The sequence below is a fragment of the Halorubrum ejinorense genome (genome assembly GCF_055389685.1).
The window spans coordinates 417,171-434,994 of sequence record NZ_AP043777.1 but is presented as its reverse complement, the minus strand read 5'-3'; the positions used below and the strand labels follow the sequence as shown (position 1 = coordinate 434,994).

The following is a 17,824-nucleotide window of genomic DNA, read 5'->3' as shown; positions in this document are numbered from 1 at the left end:
GCTTCCCGATCCGAGAGCGACCCGTCTCGACCGGCTCACGCCAGCCAGTCGTCCGGTTTCGTGTCGTAGTCGACCTCGTCGGCGGCGATCCGCTCTCGGATCGCGTCGTCGAGGTCGTGTTCCGTCACCGCGCCGCCGTCGTACTGGAACCGCACGCCGACCTCGGTGCCCTCGGGCTCTTCGCCCCGGCGCTTGGCGCGCCGGACGGCGCCCTCGTCATACTCGACGCGGATCGTCGCGAGGTTCACGGGTCGGCCCCACAGCTCGAACGCGCGCTTCAGCGTCGACCGAGCGCGCTCCTCGTCGAGCGCGACGCCGTTGTACCGGTGGCCTAAGAGCAGTTCCCCCCGGTTTCGGAAGTTCCCGTCCAACACGACGACCGTCGGCTTCCCGAAGTTCGTGAACCGCAGGAGCAGCTTCTTGCGGACGTCGTCGGCGTCGACGCTCGCGACGCGGTACTCGTCTGCGGCCCGGCTGTACTCGTAGGTGAAGTAGTTCCCCTCGCGCACGAACTCGTCGGTGAGGAACGCGTCGATGAACGTCACGTCGTTGTGGCTCTCGCGAACCTCGACCATGCGGTCCCAGCCGGCCTCGCGGTCGACGTCGCCGATCGCCGCTTCGACCGTCTCGTACCGGTCCACGTCGAACAGGTACCGCGCCTGCTCGGCTAACGCCTCGCGGGAGACGTTCCGGAGCGCACCGCGGTGTTCCGGCCGCGAGAGGACGTAGTGCCGCTCGGCGAGCCCCTCTCGCGTGAGCAGCTTCCACGGGTAGCGCTCGATGTCTAGACCGTCGCCCTCGCTTTTGTCGGGATCCCCGTTCGGGTCGCCTCCCCTGATCGAGAGCGCCCGATCGACCGCCTCGGCGTCGATGCGAGGGTCGCCCTCGGCCGCGAGTTCGGCCAGTTCGTCCAGCGTCGCCGGTCCGGCACCGGCGATCGCCGGGTGCGGTTCGAGCAGCTCCGCGACCCGGTCGAGGTCGATCCGGGCGTGGAAGTTCTCCGGCGTGACTCCCTCGACGCGCAGCAGCTTGTCGATCACGTCTCGACGCGCGGCCCGCAGTTCGACGTGCGTCCACAGCTCGAAGCCGAGCTTGTAGGGGTTGAGTCCGGGCGAGCCGAGCACCCGGGCCATGTGGTCGGCGTACGTGAGGAACTCGTCGGGGCCGGCGAACCCCTCGCCGCCCATCATCACGGACTCCCAGTACGTCGCCCACCCCTCGTTCATCACCTTCGTCTGCTTCTGGCCGGCGAAGTAGTACGCCTCCTCGCGCAGCGCGTCGATGACGGTGGTCTCCCACGGCTCGCGGTCGACGGCCTTCCCGCTCTCGGGGTCGTACCGCTTCCCGTGGTCGCGCAGGAACGCGAGCACGTCCGGGCGCGGCTCCTCCGGCTCGACGCCCTCGCCGCGCTCGTCGAGCCACTCGTCGTCGAACACGTCCCGCCGGACCTCCTCGGAGAGGTCGAGCTCGTCGATCTGCGCTTCGACGGCCGCGAGCGGGTCCTCGTCGCCGTCGCTCACGTCCTCCGTGAGTCCCGGCTCGTCGACGGACCGGGCGGCGTCGACCGGGCTGTGCTGGTCGATCGCGTCCTCTAACGCGGTCACGGCGTCGATCAGGCGCTCCACGTCGTCGCGGTCGACGTCGGCGCGCTTCGCGATCGACGCGATCCGGTCGGCGTTGCGCTCTAGCCGCGCCGCGGCGTTCGGGCCGCCCTCGCCCCGGTCGGCGTACAGCCCGAACCACCCGTTGTTCGCGAAGAAGTCCGCGTGCGCCTCCACGTGGGTGATCACGGCCTTCTGGTCGGCGGCCGCGTTCGACTCTTGGAGGAACGCGTGGGCGGGGTCGTCGTTGTTGACGATCTCGAACGCCTTCCCGAGCCCGTGCCGGTCTTTCTTCCGCTGTCGCTCGTAGTTCATCCCCCACCGCCAGTGCGGGTAGCGGCGCTGGAAGCCGCCGTACGCGATCAGCTCGTTCATCTGGTCGTGGTCGACGACCCAGTACCGCACCGGGTACGGCGCTAATCCGAGCCGCTCGGCCAACGCCCGCGCCTCGCGGGCGGGCTCGTCGAGCGTCGACGCCTCGCGTTTCGCCTCGACTCGGTCGTCTCTCATCGCCGCTCACCTCCGTCGGTCCGCCCGCGGGCGCTCTCGCCGCCGGCGCTCCCGGTCGCTTCCGACTCGGTGCTGAGGATCTCGTAGATGGCCTCCGTGACGTCGTCGGGCTCGCCGACGCGCGCGACCGCCACGTCGTCGGCGTCGCCGAAGGCGGACTCGACCTCGTCGGCGTGGCGGGCGTTCGCCGCGCCGTCGCCGGGTTGGGTCTCCACGTACCCGTGGAGGTTGGCGTCGATCGACTCCATCAGCGGGATCACGCGCTCGGTGGTGTCGCTGGCCGCGTTCTCCGAGTCGCCGGCGGCGAACACGTACCGGTTCCACTCGCTGTACGGGTACTCTTCGAGGATCTCCTCGACCAGCTCGTAGGCGCTGGAGATGCGGGTCCCGCCGCCCGACTGGATCCCGAAGAACTCCTCGCGGTCGACCTCCCACGCCTCGGCGTCGTGGACGACGTACCGGAACTCGGCTGCGTCGTACTTGCCGGTCAGGTACCAGTCCATCGGGGTGAACACCCGCTCGACGAGCTCCCGTTTCGTCTCCCGCATCGAGCCGGAGGCGTCGCGGACGTTCACGACGACGACGTTGCGCTCGCGCTCCTCGATCACCTCCGGATGGCGGAACCGCTCGTCCTCGCGGCGGAAGGGAACGCTGTCGAGCCCCTCGCGCCGAATCCGGTGCGCGGCGGACTCGCGGTCGACTTCCTCGCCGAGCGCGTCGAAGCTCTCCCACCGGTCGAGCGCCGCCACGGGCTCGCCGCGCTCCGATTCGAGCGTCGCGGCCGCGTCCGCGACCCAGGCCCGCGAGACGGGGACCCCTTCGCCTCGCGCCCACGCGAACACGTCGTCGGCGTCGGCGCCGTCGACGAACAGGCCCTCTCGGACGTACGACTCGTCGAAATCGGTCGCGAGGTGCCGCTTCAGTCCGCGCTTGAAGAACTCGTTGACGTCGAGAGCGCCCCTCGGACCCGTGCGGGCGGTGTCGGTGAAGTCGCCCTCGACCTCCTCGACGACCCGCTTTCCCTTCGGTTCGAGGTCGAGCCCGAGCGCCTCGTCGAGCTCGCGCGCGAACTCCTCGGGGTCCATCTCGTAGTACTCGTGGTCGCCGCCCTCCTCGCCGGGGTCGCCGTCCTCGTCGCCGTCGCCGGGCTCGGGATCGACCGGCTGCCCGGGCTGCGGCTGCCCGTCGCCGCCCTGTCCGACTCCGCCGGCCGAGCGCTGGTCGTACTCGAAGGCGGGGAGGTCGACCACCTTGATCGGGATCCGGATCCGGTCGGCGCCGGAGCCGCCGAGGTCGCCGTGGCTGATGAACTCGGCGAGGTCCTCTCGGCGCGTCTCGCCGACCTCGCGGAACCGCTCGCGGTCCTCGGTCAGTCCCACGGGCCCTCACCTCCGTTCCGGCCGTCGTCGGCGTCCGGGTCGCCGCCCGCCGCGCCGTCGACGTCGGGCCACTCGTCGCGGACGTCCTCCATCACGGCCCGGCTCGCCAGCTCCGCGGAGGCGGGGCTGTACCCGCGCTCGCAGAGTCGGCCTATCGTCTGGCGTTTCACGCGGGCCGTCTCTGTGTCCGCCGGCGGGTCGGGCCACGCCGCCGGGTCGAGGTCGGGGAACCGCCGTTTCACGTCGGCGAGGTCGTTCGCGTCGAGCACCGCCTTCAGCTCCGGAACCTCCCCGAGGTCGACGTCGTCGATGCTGAACGCGTCGCCGCGGTTCCGCCACGCGTACCGCGTGAGGCCGCGGATCACCCGCTCGCGCCGGAAGCGCTCGACCGCGCGCCCGGGGTCGGTCCCGCGGTAGTCGCTCTCGTCGAACCGGCCGAGCGTCTCCGTCTCGAACACCTTCAGGGCGAGCGGGTCCGGCGCCTCGCCCTCGCGGCCGCGCGTCGTCGGCTCGTCGTCGTCCCACGCGTACACGTGTTCGACGTACTCCGCGACCCGCTCGGTCGAGACGGTCGCCTCCGCGAGCATCGCCTCGATCACGTCCTCTCGCTGCCGCTCGCGGACCCGCGCCGCGACCGGCTCGCGGCGCCCCTCGAACTCGGCCGCCTCGGCCCGCGAGAAGACCGGGGCGTCGGCGAGCCCGTCGGCCATCGCGTCGAGCACGTCCGTCGGGGTGACCACGTGCTCGACGGGGAACTCCGGATGGCTCCGGTCCGCCGGCGTCGCGAGCAGGTCGGCGACCGCGTCCCGGGCGTACGTGACCGGGATGCCGTTCCGGCCGTCCCCGTCGGCGACCTCCACGTCGGCGACGGTGACGGCGTCGTCGCCGCGTCGAACCTCGCCGCTCTCGTACAGCTCCGCCGTCTCGATCAGGTCGAGCCCGCCGGGGAGGTCGTCGGCGTCGAGCCGCGTGACGACCGCGTACAGCGCCGCGGCCTCGATCGCGTGCGGCGCGATCTCGCGGTCGACGACCGTCCCGTCGGACTCCCGCACCCCGATCGACAGCGGCGCCGCGCCCGGGTCGCTCTCGGGGCTGTCGGGGTTCGCGGCGTCTTCGGGCGTCGCTCCGTCGCCGGGGCTCGCGGCCTCGCCGCCGCTCGCGCTCCCGCGCGAACCGGTCTCCGTCACCGGCGTCGCCCCGGCTATCTCCCGGCGCAGGAGCCGCGCCTCCAGCCGGCGGTTCGTGAGGTAGCGGAACTCGTGTTTCGAGAGCCGACGCTTCAGCGCCTTCAGCGGGTCGGCGTCGCCGCGTTCGGCGTGGCGGTCCAGCTCCGCGTCGAGGTCGGGGTTCGAGATGACGATCAGCTGCGTGTCCAGGTCCATCCCGATCCCCTTGTCGAGTTTCACCCGCCGCTCGTCCGGCACGTTGAGCAGGCGCCGGAGGAGGTCGGCGTGCTGGCTCGCGTCCTCGACGACGGTCGCGACGCCGTTCCCCTGTGAGAGCACGCCGTCGTAGCTGAACGCCTGCGGGTTCTTTCGCCCGCGCGAGTCGAGTTCGCGGAGCATCCCCCCCATCCATGAGCCGACGAGGCGCTCCTTCGGCGTCCCGTCGTCCTCGGCGTGGAGGACACCGATCCCGCGTCCCACGTCGACGACGTAGCTCGTCACCCGGAGGTGGTCGCGGCCGGCGATCGCCGAGAAGAGGTCGTCGTGCCCCTGCTCGCGGTACACCGACTCCAGGTGGTCGTACGCCTCGCGGCTGAACGGGTCGAGTTCCACGTCGGCGGCGATCGGGTACGCCTCGTCGTCGACCGCCTCGGCGACCGACTCCCGCACCGACTCGGGGAACACCGACAGCGGGTGGGTCTGGACCGGGCTGCGGTACCACGCGCTCGCGTCGCCGCCGCCCCCGTACGACAGCGACGCGCCGCTCGCGCCGCCACCGGTCCCCGCGCCCGTGACGTTCCACTCGACGGTGTATCGGCGGCCGGCGTCGGTCTTCGAGAACGCGCGGAGCCCGTTCACCAGACACCGCTTGAACTCCGATTTCCCCGTCGCGGTGGGGCCGTCGATCCAGACTATCGTCTCGTCGTTCCCCCGCCCGGTCGCGGCCGCGCGGAGGTCGTCGACGAACGCGTTGAGCGCGCGGGTGTTGCCCAACACGGCGTGTTCGCCGTCGTTCGCCGGGTCGTCGAAGAACCGGTACCGGTCGAGCGTCTCGCCGCGCTCGCGGACCTCTCGGGTGCCGTACGCCTCGATGGCCGCGAGGATGTACCCGGCCCCGGAGGCTGCCGCGGTCGGGTCCTCCAACACGCGGTCGACGTAGGACTCGAGGCTCATCGGCGGGTCGTACGCGCCGCGAAGCCGCTCGTCGGCCGCGGCGACGAACCCGTCGCCGTCCGATCGGGTGCGGTCGCTCATCTCACTCCCCGCCCTCCATCTCCGAGCGCGCGACCGCCGCGCCAGCGTACTCCAGCACCTCGGCGGCGCCGTCCTCGGAGTAGCCGCGCTCGACGAGGGCGTCCACCCAGGCGCTCCGGTCCTCGTCGTCGATGTCGGTCGCGGAGACGAGCGCGGAGAAGTTGATGTTGTGTTTCTTGTCCTCCCACAGCTTGCGTTCCAAGGCGCGGCGGAGCCGGTCGTTCTCCTGCGGGTCGAAGCCGCGCCCCTCGCGGGCGCGGCGGGACACCCAGTTCGACACCTCCTGTCTGAAGTCGTCCTTCCGGTCCGAGGGAATGTCGAGCTGTTCTTCGACCGCGCGCAGGAACGTTTCGTCCGGCTCGGTCTCGCGGCCGGTGAGCTCGTCGTCGACGGTGGCGTCGTCGATGTACGCCATCACGTGGTCCATGTACTTCTCGCCCTGTCGCCGGAGCTCGTCCACGTCGTACGCCAACGCGTGTCGCACGTCTTCGATGGCGCGCTCGCGGTACTCCTCGCGGACCTGGTCGAGCAGGCGCTCGTAGCGGTCGAGGTCTTCCGCCGCGATCGAGCCGTGGCCGCCGAGGTTCGCCTCGAAGTGGTCGAAGACGGACAGCGGCGAGAGGTGGTTTCGGTCGCGGTGGGTGGCGTCCATGATCGCCTCGGCGATCTCGTCGCCGACGAACCGCGCCGAGATGCCGTCCATCCCCTCGCCCACGTCGGCGGACTCGGCGGCGTCCTCGCGGAGCTTCCGCCGGTCGATCTCCTCGTCTTCGAGCTCGCCGTTGTACGCCTTCGCCTTCTCTAAGAGCGTGACCGTCTCGTCGGTCGGCTCCTCCAGTCGGGTGAGCACGCCGAACAGCCCCGCCATCTCCAGCGCGTGCGGCTCGACGTGGACGTTCGGCACGTCCGCGTTGGCGAGCATCTTCCCGTATATCTCCGCCTCGCTGTCGTACTCCAACACGTACGGGTAGTCGATGCGCTTCGTCCGGTCGTTGAACGCCTCCATCTTCTCGTCGCCCGTCTTCTCGCGGTACTCCGGCATGTTCGTCCGCCCGACGATCACCTGGTCGATGTCGATCCGGGGGTTGTTCTTCGGCTTGATCGTCGACTCCTGGGAGGCGTGAAGGAAGTCGTAGAGGAACTCCCGCTGGAGCTTCAGCAGTTCCTCGCCGGAGAACAGCCCGCGATTCGCGTTACAGAACGCGCCGGCGTAGTCGAACGCGCGCGGGTCGGACTCCCCGTAGACGGCGAGTTTCGCGTAGTTCACGTCGCCGGTGAGCTCCGTCTCGTCCTGATTCTTCTTGTCTTTCGGTTCGAACGTCTCGATACACTCGCGCCGGTTCTCGTCGGCGACCAGTCGCACGACCTCGACGTGTTCGTCGAAGACGCGCTGGAGGTCGTCGTCGTAGTGGGCGAGCAGCTCGTTCAGGTAGAACTCCGAGGCCGGGTCCGGGTGTTGGTCGTTCCGGAGCGTGTACGGCGCGTCGAGCCGCTCGTTGAGGTCGTCGATGACCTCCTGACGCTGCTCTTTCGGGAGCAGCACGAGCGGATCTTGGCTCATCGGCGACCGGACCGTGTCGTCGTCGGGGTCCTGGTCGTCGATCACCGAACAGAGGTCGACCCACCGGAAGGTGTACATCCGCCCGGCGTCCTCCCGGGTGTACGCCTCGAAGTACCGACGGACGAGCCAGTCGAAGTGAGACTTCCCGGACCCCACCGGACCGAGCAGGAGCTTGATCCGTTTCTCGGGGCCGAGGCCGCGGGCGCCGGACTTCACCTTGTTGACGAACTCGTGGATCGCCTCGTGGATCTCCCGGCCGTAGAAGACGTTCTCGCCGTCGTGGAGCGGGTCCTCCGCGGCGAGCGCGTACTCGACGACGCCGCGTTCCTCGTCGTAGTGGGTCCCGTAGTGGTCGAACATGTCCGCGACGCGCTGGTGAGCGTTTCGCGTGATCTTCGGATCGTCGTACAGCGCGTCGAGGTACCAGTCGAACGATCGGGCCGCTCTGAGATCGTCCGGTACCGCGGTCTGGTACGCCTCGCTGAGCCGTTCGAGCGTGTGTCGTTCTGCCATCGTATCACGTTCGCTCGGAGAGGGCGAGCCCACCGACCCCCGGCGCGCACGAGACGGCGCTGCGGCTCTCGGTGCGCGTGTCAACACATCGTCGAGCCGCGAGCGACGCGTCGTCGGTACGCGATCGGGTGCCGGTCGGTGCCTCGCCCGTATCCGAGGCTATATATGTGGGAGGGATTGGCACGGATAAGTATGTCGCCCGTTGACACCCGACATGAACTGATCGGCGCCTCCGCGGTCGCCGGATCCGGTCGGCTCGGTGACGGTCCGTCGGCGGCTCTTATCAGCGACCCGTGAATTCGACGGCGGCCCCGAGCGCTCGGCTCCCGCGGGTCGCTCGCACGCGCGCTCTTCGCGCGCAGCCGGAGAACCGGAACCATCACCCCCGGAGCGCACCCTTTTGCGGGTCGCCCACACAGGACCAACGTGACGTTCAGCATCTGCGTTCGCGAGCGGTACACCGACGAGGACGGCGGCGATCAGACCCGGTTCGGCGTGGCGGTGACGACTCGGCTGCCCGGCGTGGGCACGCTGTGTCCGTTCGCCTCGTCGGACGGCGCGGTGGCCACCCAGTCGCTCGTCAACGTCGAACTCGGGCGGAAGGGGATCGAGTACCTCGACGACGGACTCGCCGTCGACGACGCGCTCCAGTCGCTGTTGAACGCCGACGAGGGGAGCGCGCAGCGCCAGCTCCACGGCGTCGACGCGGACGGGACGTTCGCGTTCTCCGGCGACGAGTGTAACGACTGGTACGGCCACGTCGTCGGCGAGAACTACACCGTCGCCGGCAACCTCCTGACCGGGGAAGACGTGATAGACGACACCGCGGCCGCCTACGAGTCCGACGCCCACGGCGAGGCGCCGCTCGCGGAACGGCTGATCGACGCGCTCGCGGCGGGCCACGCCGCGGGCGGAGACAAACGGGAGGACCTCGAGGTCCAGTCCGCGGCACTCCTCGTGTGTAACACCGAGGAGGAGGCCGACGACCCCTACTACAACGACCTGCGCGTCGACGCGAGCGAGACGCCCGTCGCCGACCTCCGGGAGACGTACGAGACCGCCAAGCGCGGCTACGAGACCATTTTGGAGAAGTACGCGGAGGAAGACGGAGAGACGGACGACGGCGACGAGGAGTAACGGACGGCGGGACCGAGACGGAACCACCGGTCGCGACGAGGCCCGATCCCCCTACAGCGACAGCCGCGCGAGGATCGGGAGGTGATCGGAGGGGTACCGGCCGCGGTCGTCCCGGTCCGCCAGCGTCGCGAACGCCTCGACAGACACCTCGGGCGAGACGAGCGCGTGGTCGATCCGCCGACCGTCGATGAGTCGAGCGAAGTCCGTGAGGCTCGTCTCCGGGCCGTGCCGGAGGTCGGCGGCCGCCGCAGCGTCGCGCAGCGAGAGGCGCCCCGCTCTCGACCGGTCCGGCTCGCCTTCCCCGTCCCGTGGTGAGCCCTCTCCGACGAGAATTTGGTGCGGCTCGGACCCCGGCGTACAGTTGAAGTCCCCCACGAGGACTATCGGAGTCGCGCCGTCGGACTCTCCTGCGCCCCCGCTCGCGATTTCCGGAAGCCGTTCGCGGAGCAGCCGGGCGGACTCGCGGCGCGCGGTCGCGCTGACGTGATCGAAGTGCGTGTCGACGGCGAGGAAGGCGGCGTCGCCGTCGGTGGCGCGCACCCGCGCCCACGTCGCGATCCGCGGGTGCGTGGCGCCCCAGCCGGTCGACGGCTCGTCCGGCGTCTCGGAGAGCCAGAACGTGCCGTCGTCGACGACCCGCCAGCGCTCGCTTCGGACGCCGATCGGACACCCCTCTCCCTCGCCGTCGGCCCCTCGCCCCCGGCCGACGAACTCGTACGCGGGGAGCCGCTCGCGGAGGTCCCGACGCTGCCCGGGCAGCGGTTCCTGGAACGCGACCACGTCGGGTCGGTGAAACCGGACGAGGCGGCCGACCGCGTCGCGGCGGTCGTGCCAGGCGTCGTGGTGGTCGCCGCGGTTGGCGTAGCGGACGTTGTAGCTCAGCACCCGGATCCCGGTCATTGTCGTGGGACTCGCGGGCGAGGCGATTAAAACACGCGGAGCGATCGCGGCCCCGCCCGGCCGTGATCGCGTCGCTCGCGCGGACGCTCCTCGCCGCTACCGCAATCGCGGCCGCGGCCGCTCTTCGGTCGCCGACCGCGGTTCACACCGAGAACTCGTAGAGGTCGTCGCCGACGTGGTGGATCGACTCGACGACTTTCCCGCTGTCGCCGACCATCGCGTCGCCGTCCACCATCGCGCGCCCGACCGCGAGCACCTTCTCGTGGGTCTCCTCGGCCACGACGACGAGGTCGCCCTCGCGGATCGCCGAGTCGGCCTCGACGATGCCGGGACGCATCACGTCGGCGCCGTCGGAGACGAACGAGATGGCGCCCGCGTCGACCGTGACGATCCCGGTCTCCGGCTCGTAGTCGTTCGCGCCACGCACGGTGAGGAACGGCTCGTCGTCGTCGACGTAGAACACCGCCGGCTCGCCGTCGACCAGGACGAGTTCGTAGCCGGCGTCGACGAACTCCACGAACTCGAACGCGTCGCCGTCGATGTCGACCCCGAGGTGGTCGGCGACCGCCTCACGGATCGTCGTGATCTCGTCGCTCCGGAGGTGGTGCCGTGATTTCACTTGCATGGGCGCTACGTCGACCGCTCGGGCGATAAATGGACCGCTCCGTGACGTGTCTCTCGGACCTCCTCTCCCCCTTCGTCACCCCGTATCCGGACCCCTCGGCGCTCTCGCCCGGTTGGACCGATCAAAACGGCCTTAAACTACCTCTCCTAATCGACTCGTATGTTCAACCCACTGGCGATCGTGGCGATCGCGACGATCGTGAACCCGCCAGCGATCGTGCTCGCGGCGGTCATGACGTTGTTCATCGTCCTCATCGGCACCGTGAAAGGGACGGGGTGGGAGCCCACGACGGACATTTCGGACGAAGTGCTCGAACGCCGCGCGGCGACCGTTCCGGAGACCGAGTTCCCGGAACCGGGCAACCGCGCGGTCGGCGGCGGCGGCGGCGGCGCGGGCGCCATCCCCGCCGGTGGCGACGGTGAAGAGGGCGAACTCGAATCGGGCGGCACCGTCAGCTCCGGCCCCGGTGACATCCCCGAAGACGAGGTCGAGTACTTCGAGGTCGAGTTCGTCAAGCAGGGCCAGACGGTCGAGCTCGCGAACGACGAGCCGATCCTCGATCAGGGCGAAGACGAGGGGTGGGACCTCCCGTACGCCTGCCGACAGGGGCAGTGCGTCTCCTGTGCCGGCCGGATCGCCGACGGTCCCTCCGAGGACTTCGTCGAGCACGACAACCAACAGATGCTCGAAGAGGCCGAGATCGACGACGGCTACACGCTCACCTGCGTCGCCTACCCGCGCGACTCCTTCAGCATCGAGACGGGCGAAGCTCCGTAGCCGCTCCGCTCGCAGGTCCGTTATCCCCGCCGCTCCGTCTCGGCTCTCTCCGCCGCTCCGTCTCCGCTCTCCTCGCGACACCCTTTTTCGCGTCTCGCCCCAACCGTTCGTATGTCAGTCACCACGGCGCTCGTCGCCGGCGGCGGCGGCGCCGTCGTCGCGCTGATCGCCGCGGCCGTCTACCGCGACGCCGTCCGCGTCGGGGTCGACCTCGGGTCGCCCCCGCTGTGGGCCGCGCTCGTCGTGTTCACCGGCGGCGCCAGCCTCGTCACCGCGATCCTCGTACCCGACGCTCCCCTGCCCGGAGTCCTCGTGTTGACCGCGCTCGGCCCCCTGTTGTACCTGCTCGAACGCGACGACTCGATGCACGGGGACGCCGCGGCCGACCCCACGCAGCTCCCGAGCGAGTCCGGGAACCCGCCCGACGGCTCCGACGACTCGGACCGATAGCCCTCCTCTCGGCGATCCGGACGAACGGCCGGCTCGGCGACGATCCGGGCAAACGACCCGTCTCGCGACCGCATCCCGTCTCATCGACGATGACACAGTTCCTTTCTCGCTCGTTTCGCGCTCCTAAACCGCAACTTTCCATACCGTCGGGGGAGAAGGAGAGACAATGAGCGACGAGAACGACGAGAGCCTCGCGGACCGGGTCGAGCGGTGGATGGTCGGACAGATGCCGATCATCCAGATGCACGGCGGCACGAGCGTCGTGCGCGAGGCCGACCCCGACACCGGCGAGGTCGTCGTCGAACTCGGCGGCACCTGCTCCGGCTGCGGCATCTCGAACATCACCGCCGACAACATCCGTCGCGACCTCATCATGGACTTCGACGAGGTCGACAACGTCACCGTCCGAACCGCCTCCTCCGGCGACAACGGCGCGTCCACCGTCGAGGGCGGCCGCGGCGGCGAACTCAAACACGAGACCGAGTCCGCGAACCACTTTTAGGTCAGCTCGACCGGGCCGCTCAGTCGCTCCGAACGGGGTGCCGCCGGCGCACCTCCCGCCCGAGACGCTCCGCGTGGTCGAGGCGAACCCGCCTCGCGTCCGCCTCGGTAAGCGGTCTCTCCTCTCGTAGCCCGGCCGACAGCGGCTCGTACGCCGCCGTCTCGAAGCCCATGCGTTCGAGGTACGACCGGACCGCGTCCGAGGCGAGCCCGTCTCGGACGGCGTCTTCGACGCGTTCGCGAACCGTCTCGAACGGCGGGAGGACGACGGCTTCGTCTCCGACGCCCCGCCGCTCGCCGCCCTCCCACGGATCCTCGCCGACGCGGAACTCGGCGTCTTCGAGCCGCTCGACGACGCCGGCGATGTCGTCGGCCAACCGGACGACCTGGCTCGGGAGCGCGGCGTCGGCCGAGCGCCACTCGACAGTCCCGAACTCCGCTCGGAGCTTCACCGGAGTCCAAGCCGCGCTCTCCGGGGTGAAACACCCCTCGACGGCTTCCCGATCGCAGCCGGTGACGACCGCCCCGGTGACGAACGCCTCGTACCGGCGTTCGAGGCGCGTACCCCACTCTTCGGTGCTCTCGGCGTACGGCCACAGCTCGCCCTGCCACGGGAGGTGGTCGTACGCCATCCACCGGTACAGCATCGATCGCGCGCCCGCCGCCAGCGGCTCGTGACCGAAGTACGGCGAGGAGTTGACGAGCGCCAGCGCCGGGTCGAGCGCCGTCAGTAGGTTGAGCTGGTCGATCTCACGTCCCGGTAGCTGCTCGACGTGGACGTGCGTCCCGGCGCAGTGGCGGACGTACTCGAACCGGTCGCCCAAGACGCGGTCCTGAACCCGCGTCCGCTCGCTCCCGAGATCGGGGATGTCGCCGTCGCAGATCGGTGTCGCCAGCGGGACGAGCCCCTTGTCGAGCGCGTCTGCCCGTTCGAGGACTCGGTCGAGGCGGTCGAACAGCTCCTCGCGGAGTTCCGCGGTCGACTCGCACGGCGACGTCTTGACCTCCAAGAGCGGAACGACGAACTCGCGTTCGACGCCCGCCGCCGCGTCGACGAGCCCGCCCGGTTCGGTCAGCCGACCGTTCTCGTCGACCACCCAGTACTCCACTTCGACGCTCCGCCGCATCGGTCCGGTGTCTGCCGTCGATCCACCGTCCGGCCCGGCCGCCTCGGTTACGTCGCTCACCGTCTGCCGGTCCGATCGCCGTCTCCCGTCCGCTCGCTCGCTCGAACAGGTGTGGTATCAAATAGCATGGTTTCGAGTCACGACAGCGAAGTAATAACTCTTCTGTGGATACTGTTAAGAACACCTCAGAATCCTTGTTCTCATTTAGGAATATGGCTTTTCACATATAGAAAAGAAATTTTCACCCGCTAGCTCAGTCGTTTCGACAGTCTATGACGGCCGCTTTCGATCGGCGGGTGAAGGGCGGTCAGAGGGGACCGATCTGACGCGGACCGGATGTCCGTCTCTCGGCTCTCGTCCCGACGCTTCGACCCGCTACAGCGGCGTGAACGGCAGCGACGCGAGCGTCTCGGCGTCGTAGTCGAGCGCGTCCGCCTGCGAGACGCCCTCCGGCGTGATCAGGTCGATCACGCGGGGCGCGTTCCCGGCCGCGCCTTCCTTTGCGCCGCCGAAGACGAAGGCGCCCCGGCTCTCCTGTACGTCGCGGAACGAGCCGAAGTCCTCCGACCCGACGACCGGCAGGACTTCCCAGTCGGCGAGGTCGGCACCGCCGAGCGCGCTCTTCGGCACCGAAACGACCGCGACGCCGGACTCGAAGTCGGCGATCCGCTCCGGGGAGCCGAGTCCGTTGCCCTCGGCGTCGACGACGCTCCCGCCGAACCCGCTCGCGGCGACCCGGTACCGCCAGTCGTCGTCGAACTCGGCCGTGACGGAGAGGTCGCCGAGTTCGGTCGCCCGGCCGCCGTCGCCGTCCGGATCGCGGAGGTAGACGACGAAGTAGTGCGGCGAGAACGTGCCGCCGAACCCGGCGTAGAGGTTCTCGACCTCGAACGCGAAGCGGTACTTGTCGTCGGTCTCTAACAGCCGGAACGAGCGCAGGTCGAAGGCGTCCTCCTGGAACGCTTCGTTTGTCGGGTAGACGTACTCGCCCGGCCCGTCGTCGTCGCCCGCGGGATCGGTCAGCGTCGCGATGAGGTCACCCGGGGCGACCGTCACCGTCTCGGCGGCGAGCGTCTCGCCCGTCTCGGGGTCGCGGACGGCGATGTCGAACTCGTCGATGGCCGAAATCCGATAGCCCAGCGTGACCGTCTCGTCGGTCGCGTTCGGGGGGAGTCGCACGTTCGCGATCGCGTCCACCTCGCCGTCGACGACGACCTCGACGTTCGTGCCGCCGACGAAGCCGGCGTCGTTCGAGCCGGTCGCCGTGATGAACGGCTCGTTGAGGTCGGCCTCGTCGGCGATGTCGATCGAGATCTCCTGTTCCGGTCGCTCGTACTCGGGGAGGCGGCTGATCTCGGGACCGCGGGCCGGCCGGAGCCTGACCGCGGTACCGCCGCTCGGCGCGGTCGACGCGAGCAGCGTCGTCGACGGGTCGACGACCGCCTCGTCGATCCGGGTCGCGGTCGGATCGGCGTCGACGCCGCCCCCGATCGCGTCGCCGTAGATTTCTGCGACGTACTTCGGCCCGGAGCGGCCGTTGCCCTTGCCGTTTCCGTTGCCGCGTCCGTTCCCCTTTCCGCCGTTCCCCCCGCGTCCGGGCGCCTCGCCGGAGTTCCCGGGCGCGAGGAAGTCGAGCGGCACGTCGATCGCTCGGCCGTCGCCGTCGGTCATCACGCCGACGTACCACTCGTCGCCGTGGCGTCGGGCGATGGCGAGGTACTCACCGATCGCCGAGCCGACGACGCGCGTCTCGTCCCACCCCGCGGCGGGGACTGCCTCGATGAAGCCGAACTCGGGTTTGGCGTCGAAGTTCTCGTTCGCGGGGACGTACCCCTCGTAGTCGGCCGGAACCGGCGACGGCTCGCCCGACTCGGTGACGGCGACCGCGTTGAGGTTGAACCCGCCCACGTCGCCGACGAACCCGTCCTCGCCGTCCTCGTAGTCGAGCTCGATCGCTATCTCGTTGTCGCCGGCCGCCAGTTCGACCTCGGTCGTGAACACCTGCCAGTCGTCCCAGTAGCCGGTGAATCCGGGCGCTATCGGCTCGGTCTCGTCGTTGACGCGCAGCGTGGCCTGCGGGCCGCCGGCGTCGATCACGCGCCCCGCGTTCTCCTCCGGCGCGCTCGCGTAGCGGAGGTGGAGGTCGTAGGTGCCGGCCGCCGGCGCGTCGGTCACGGTGTACCTGACGGACGAGCCGCCCGGCGCGCGGTTCGGGTCGACGGCGACGTGGTTCGTGCCGAACGCGTCTCGCCACGTGTCGTCCGTGACGAGTCCGTCGCGGTCGCCGGCGGCTGCCTGAAGGCCCTCCCCCACGCCGAACGTCTCGTCGACGTACCCCTCGATCCGGTCGGCGGCCATCTGGAGGCCGCTGAGGTACGTGGGATACATCGCGAGCTGTTTCGCCCGCGTGGTCTGGATCTGGTCGCCGCGGTCGTCGCCGAAGGTGATGTCGAAGATGCCCGGCTGGAAGCTCACCGGGCCGGCGAGGTTCCGCGTGAACGGGAGCGTGACGTGGTGATCGCGGCCGACGTTCGAGCCGAGCTGGCCGAACCCGTCGTACTCTTGGGCCTTCACGACCTCGCGGTTCGCCACGTTCGGGTAGGTGCGGATCTCGCCGGTGGGCTTTATCCCCTCGTGGATCTCCAGCAGCTGTCGGTTCGCGGCCGCCTCGCGGATCACGAGCCGGTGGTGGTTCACCGCGAGCTGGTTGTGCTGGTTGTGGGTCGGCCCGTCGGCGCCGTCGTCGATCCTGAGCCCGGGGTCGGAGACGTACCCGTTCTTGATCGAGTTGATCCCCTGGCCCTCGTAGCCGGCGAACACGTCCTCGTCGAGGATCGCGTCCTCGTAGTTCGGGAGGTTTCCGGCCGTCTCGTTGTGGATCGTCATCTCGACGGGATCGGGGAGGCCTGCGCCGTAGCCCGTCACCTCCCGCACGTCGAAGTCGGGATACGAGTCATCGACGCCGAAGCCGAAACCGGTGCCGTCGCCCGGGTAGGTGTCCCACCCTTCGTTCCACCCCTCGACGAGCACGCTGTCGAGGCCGTTCTCGCTCGCGAAGCGCATGTACCGCTTCATTCGCTCGGTGCGAGCGCCGTGGACGTACGAGGCCGGGTTCCCGCCGCCGCCCGCGATCGCGTCGTCGGAGCGGTACTCCCAGTTGGCCTGTCCCGCGATCATCGTCCACCAGATACCGACGTACTTGCGGGGCTCGATCCAGTCGGTGTCCGGCTCGCCGCCCGCGGTCGGTAGCGCCGACTCGTCGAGCGGGTCCGAGAGGAGCGGCACCAGCTGCGACTCGATCAGCTCGCCCGGTCGGTCGACGAGCTGGATCGTCCGCCACGGCGTCGCCGCCGGCAGGTCCAGCGAGGCACGCGACCCGTCGGGCAGCGGCGTGAGTTCGGTCGCGAACCCCGTCCCGCCGCCGTCGCTCCGGGGGGCCAGCGTCGCGGCCGCGTAGTCGTCGAGGTTCGCCTCGTGGACGCTGAGGTACGCGTCGCCCGCGTCGACGGTGAGCGGCGTGTGCGCGCCCTCGCGCATCTGGGTACCGGTCGGTCGTCGCGGCTCGCTGCCGCCCGGAATCTCCGACAGCGGGGTCTCAGCGTACTCCTGCTCGAACCGCGGGTTGGTCACCTCGTTGCGGATCCACCACGCGTCGTAGTCGTCCGCGAAGTCGAGGCCGGTGTTCTCCGAGTCGATCACCGCCCTCTCCGAGTTGCTCGCGAACCCCTCGCCGAGGACCGTCCGGAACCCGACACCGTCGTCGAACACGCGGATCTGGAGGGTCGCGCCGCGCCCCCCGTCGGCGGGGGAGCCGTCCGACGCCGCGTCCGCGAGGCCGACGCTCACGGCGCTGTACTCGGCCGAAACCTCGTCGGCCGCGCCCCACACCGGCTCCCACTCCTCGGTCGCGGCCTCGCGTTCGGTCCCGGTGACGGTCACCGCGCCGTCGTCGCCGGTCGCGCTCGCGCCGAACGTCGGCTGGTTCCGGAAGTCGAAGCCGAGCGTCGACGACTCCACGTACGTCGTCCCGCCGCGCGCGACCTCGTAGGTCGGGACCCCGTCGCTGACGTCGACCGTGACCGTGATCGACCCGTCCGGTGACGCCACCGTCTGGACCGGGTCGTCCGCGTCGTTGGCGACCCGCGCGGCGTCGTCGGCCGCGACGCTCCCCGAATAGGCGGCCGCTGCCACCAGCGCCCCCACGCTCCCGAGGAAGCCGCGCCGACTCGTTTCGTCGAATCTGCGCTGTGATAGTTTTTCACTCATTGTGCGTCTCCCATGAATGCGATGATTGATAATGTTATTGTAACGAACGAGAGGTGT

At 69.9% G+C, this 17,824-nt stretch carries 12 protein-coding genes; 4 read left to right on the top strand and 8 right to left on the bottom strand.

Translation table 11 applies throughout. The features are described 5' to 3' along the window. Window positions 1-35: 35 nt before the first annotated feature. From ACZ5KW_RS03185 to ACZ5KW_RS03170, 4 genes are read right to left on the bottom strand one after another with little or no spacing between them, the layout of a single operon-like run. Window positions 36-2,111: a SpoVR family protein gene (locus ACZ5KW_RS03185; RefSeq protein WP_343779821.1), complete on the bottom strand. Its 2,076-nt coding sequence runs from the start codon at window positions 2,109-2,111 to the stop codon at window positions 36-38. After that, on the bottom strand, window positions 2,108-3,490 hold the full coding sequence (locus ACZ5KW_RS03180) for a DUF444 family protein (protein WP_343779819.1): 1,383 nt from the start codon (window positions 3,488-3,490) through the stop codon (window positions 2,108-2,110). Before ACZ5KW_RS03180 ends, ACZ5KW_RS03185 begins: the two co-directional genes overlap by 4 nt. Continuing rightward, a complete protein-coding gene (locus tag ACZ5KW_RS03175) occupies window positions 3,481-5,910 on the bottom strand; it encodes a kinase anchor protein (RefSeq protein WP_343779817.1) in 2,430 nt (809 codons plus the stop codon). The genes ACZ5KW_RS03180 and ACZ5KW_RS03175 overlap by 10 nt, the downstream gene beginning before the upstream one ends. A gap of 1 nt (window position 5,911) precedes the next feature. Further along, window positions 5,912-7,984 carry a PrkA family serine protein kinase gene (locus ACZ5KW_RS03170; RefSeq protein ID WP_343779814.1) on the bottom strand — a complete coding sequence of 691 codons (2,073 nt, stop codon included), beginning with the start codon at window positions 7,982-7,984 and terminating at the stop codon, window positions 5,912-5,914. A gap of 426 nt (window positions 7,985-8,410) precedes the next feature. Here ACZ5KW_RS03170 and ACZ5KW_RS03165 point away from each other — a divergent pair, with 426 nt between their 5' ends. Next, the gene (locus ACZ5KW_RS03165) at window positions 8,411-9,121 is read left to right on the top strand and encodes a DUF1028 domain-containing protein (RefSeq protein WP_343779812.1); all 711 of its coding nucleotides are present in this window, start codon (window positions 8,411-8,413) and stop codon (window positions 9,119-9,121) included. A 51-nt stretch (window positions 9,122-9,172) separates the two neighbouring features. On the opposite strand, the gene ACZ5KW_RS03160 is transcribed toward ACZ5KW_RS03165, so the two are convergent. Both ACZ5KW_RS03160 and ACZ5KW_RS03155 read right to left on the bottom strand, forming a co-directional pair. Further along, entirely contained in the window at window positions 9,173-10,021 is an 849-nt protein-coding gene (locus ACZ5KW_RS03160) for an endonuclease/exonuclease/phosphatase family protein (protein WP_343779809.1), read from the bottom strand. Between the two features lie 142 nt (window positions 10,022-10,163). Then, window positions 10,164-10,646, bottom strand: a complete 483-nt coding sequence (locus ACZ5KW_RS03155; protein ID WP_343779808.1) for an RNA-binding protein — start codon at window positions 10,644-10,646, stop codon at window positions 10,164-10,166. Between the two features lie 159 nt (window positions 10,647-10,805). Between ACZ5KW_RS03155 and ACZ5KW_RS03150 the strand changes: the two genes are divergently transcribed. The 3 genes from ACZ5KW_RS03150 to ACZ5KW_RS03140 all read left to right on the top strand — a co-directional run bounded on the left by ACZ5KW_RS03150 (window position 10,806) and on the right by ACZ5KW_RS03140 (window position 12,375). Beyond that, window positions 10,806-11,423, top strand: coding sequence for a 2Fe-2S iron-sulfur cluster-binding protein (locus tag ACZ5KW_RS03150; RefSeq protein ID WP_343779806.1), 618 nt, complete (start codon window positions 10,806-10,808; stop codon window positions 11,421-11,423). A gap of 111 nt (window positions 11,424-11,534) precedes the next feature. Then, window positions 11,535-11,873 (top strand): hypothetical protein, encoded by a 339-nt coding sequence (locus ACZ5KW_RS03145; RefSeq protein WP_343779804.1) that lies wholly within the window; start codon window positions 11,535-11,537, stop codon window positions 11,871-11,873. Window positions 11,874-12,039: 166 nt separating this feature from the next. Continuing rightward, on the top strand, window positions 12,040-12,375 hold the full coding sequence (locus ACZ5KW_RS03140) for a NifU family protein (RefSeq protein WP_343779802.1): 336 nt from the start codon (window positions 12,040-12,042) through the stop codon (window positions 12,373-12,375). A 19-nt stretch (window positions 12,376-12,394) separates the two neighbouring features. Here ACZ5KW_RS03140 and ACZ5KW_RS03135 read toward each other — a convergent pair whose 3' ends face one another. After that, entirely contained in the window at window positions 12,395-13,561 is a 1,167-nt protein-coding gene (locus tag ACZ5KW_RS03135; RefSeq protein WP_371152823.1) for a glutamate-cysteine ligase family protein, read from the bottom strand. Between the two features lie 315 nt (window positions 13,562-13,876). Beyond that, window positions 13,877-17,704 carry a glycoside hydrolase family 97 N-terminal domain-containing protein gene (locus tag ACZ5KW_RS03130; RefSeq protein ID WP_343779861.1) on the bottom strand — a complete coding sequence of 1,276 codons (3,828 nt, stop codon included), beginning with the start codon at window positions 17,702-17,704 and terminating at the stop codon, window positions 13,877-13,879. Window positions 17,705-17,824: the final 120 nt, after the last annotated feature.

What these genes read in the sequence shown, in the direction of transcription:
- ACZ5KW_RS03185 (WP_343779821.1), bottom strand. Translation starts at nt 2,111, where the DNA reads ATGAGAGACGACCGAGTCGAGGCGAAACGCGAGGCGTCGACGCTCGAC.
- ACZ5KW_RS03175 (WP_343779817.1), bottom strand. Translation starts at nt 5,910, where the DNA reads ATGAGCGACCGCACCCGATCGGACGGCGACGGGTTCGTCGCCGCGGCC.
- ACZ5KW_RS03170 (WP_343779814.1), bottom strand. Translation starts at nt 7,984, where the DNA reads ATGGCAGAACGACACACGCTCGAACGGCTCAGCGAGGCGTACCAGACC.
- ACZ5KW_RS03160 (WP_343779809.1), bottom strand. Translation starts at nt 10,021, where the DNA reads ATGACCGGGATCCGGGTGCTGAGCTACAACGTCCGCTACGCCAACCGC.
- ACZ5KW_RS03155 (WP_343779808.1), bottom strand. Translation starts at nt 10,646, where the DNA reads ATGCAAGTGAAATCACGGCACCACCTCCGGAGCGACGAGATCACGACG.
- ACZ5KW_RS03150 (WP_343779806.1), top strand. Translation starts at nt 10,806, where the DNA reads ATGTTCAACCCACTGGCGATCGTGGCGATCGCGACGATCGTGAACCCG.
- ACZ5KW_RS03145 (WP_343779804.1), top strand. Translation starts at nt 11,535, where the DNA reads ATGTCAGTCACCACGGCGCTCGTCGCCGGCGGCGGCGGCGCCGTCGTC.
- ACZ5KW_RS03140 (WP_343779802.1), top strand. Translation starts at nt 12,040, where the DNA reads ATGAGCGACGAGAACGACGAGAGCCTCGCGGACCGGGTCGAGCGGTGG.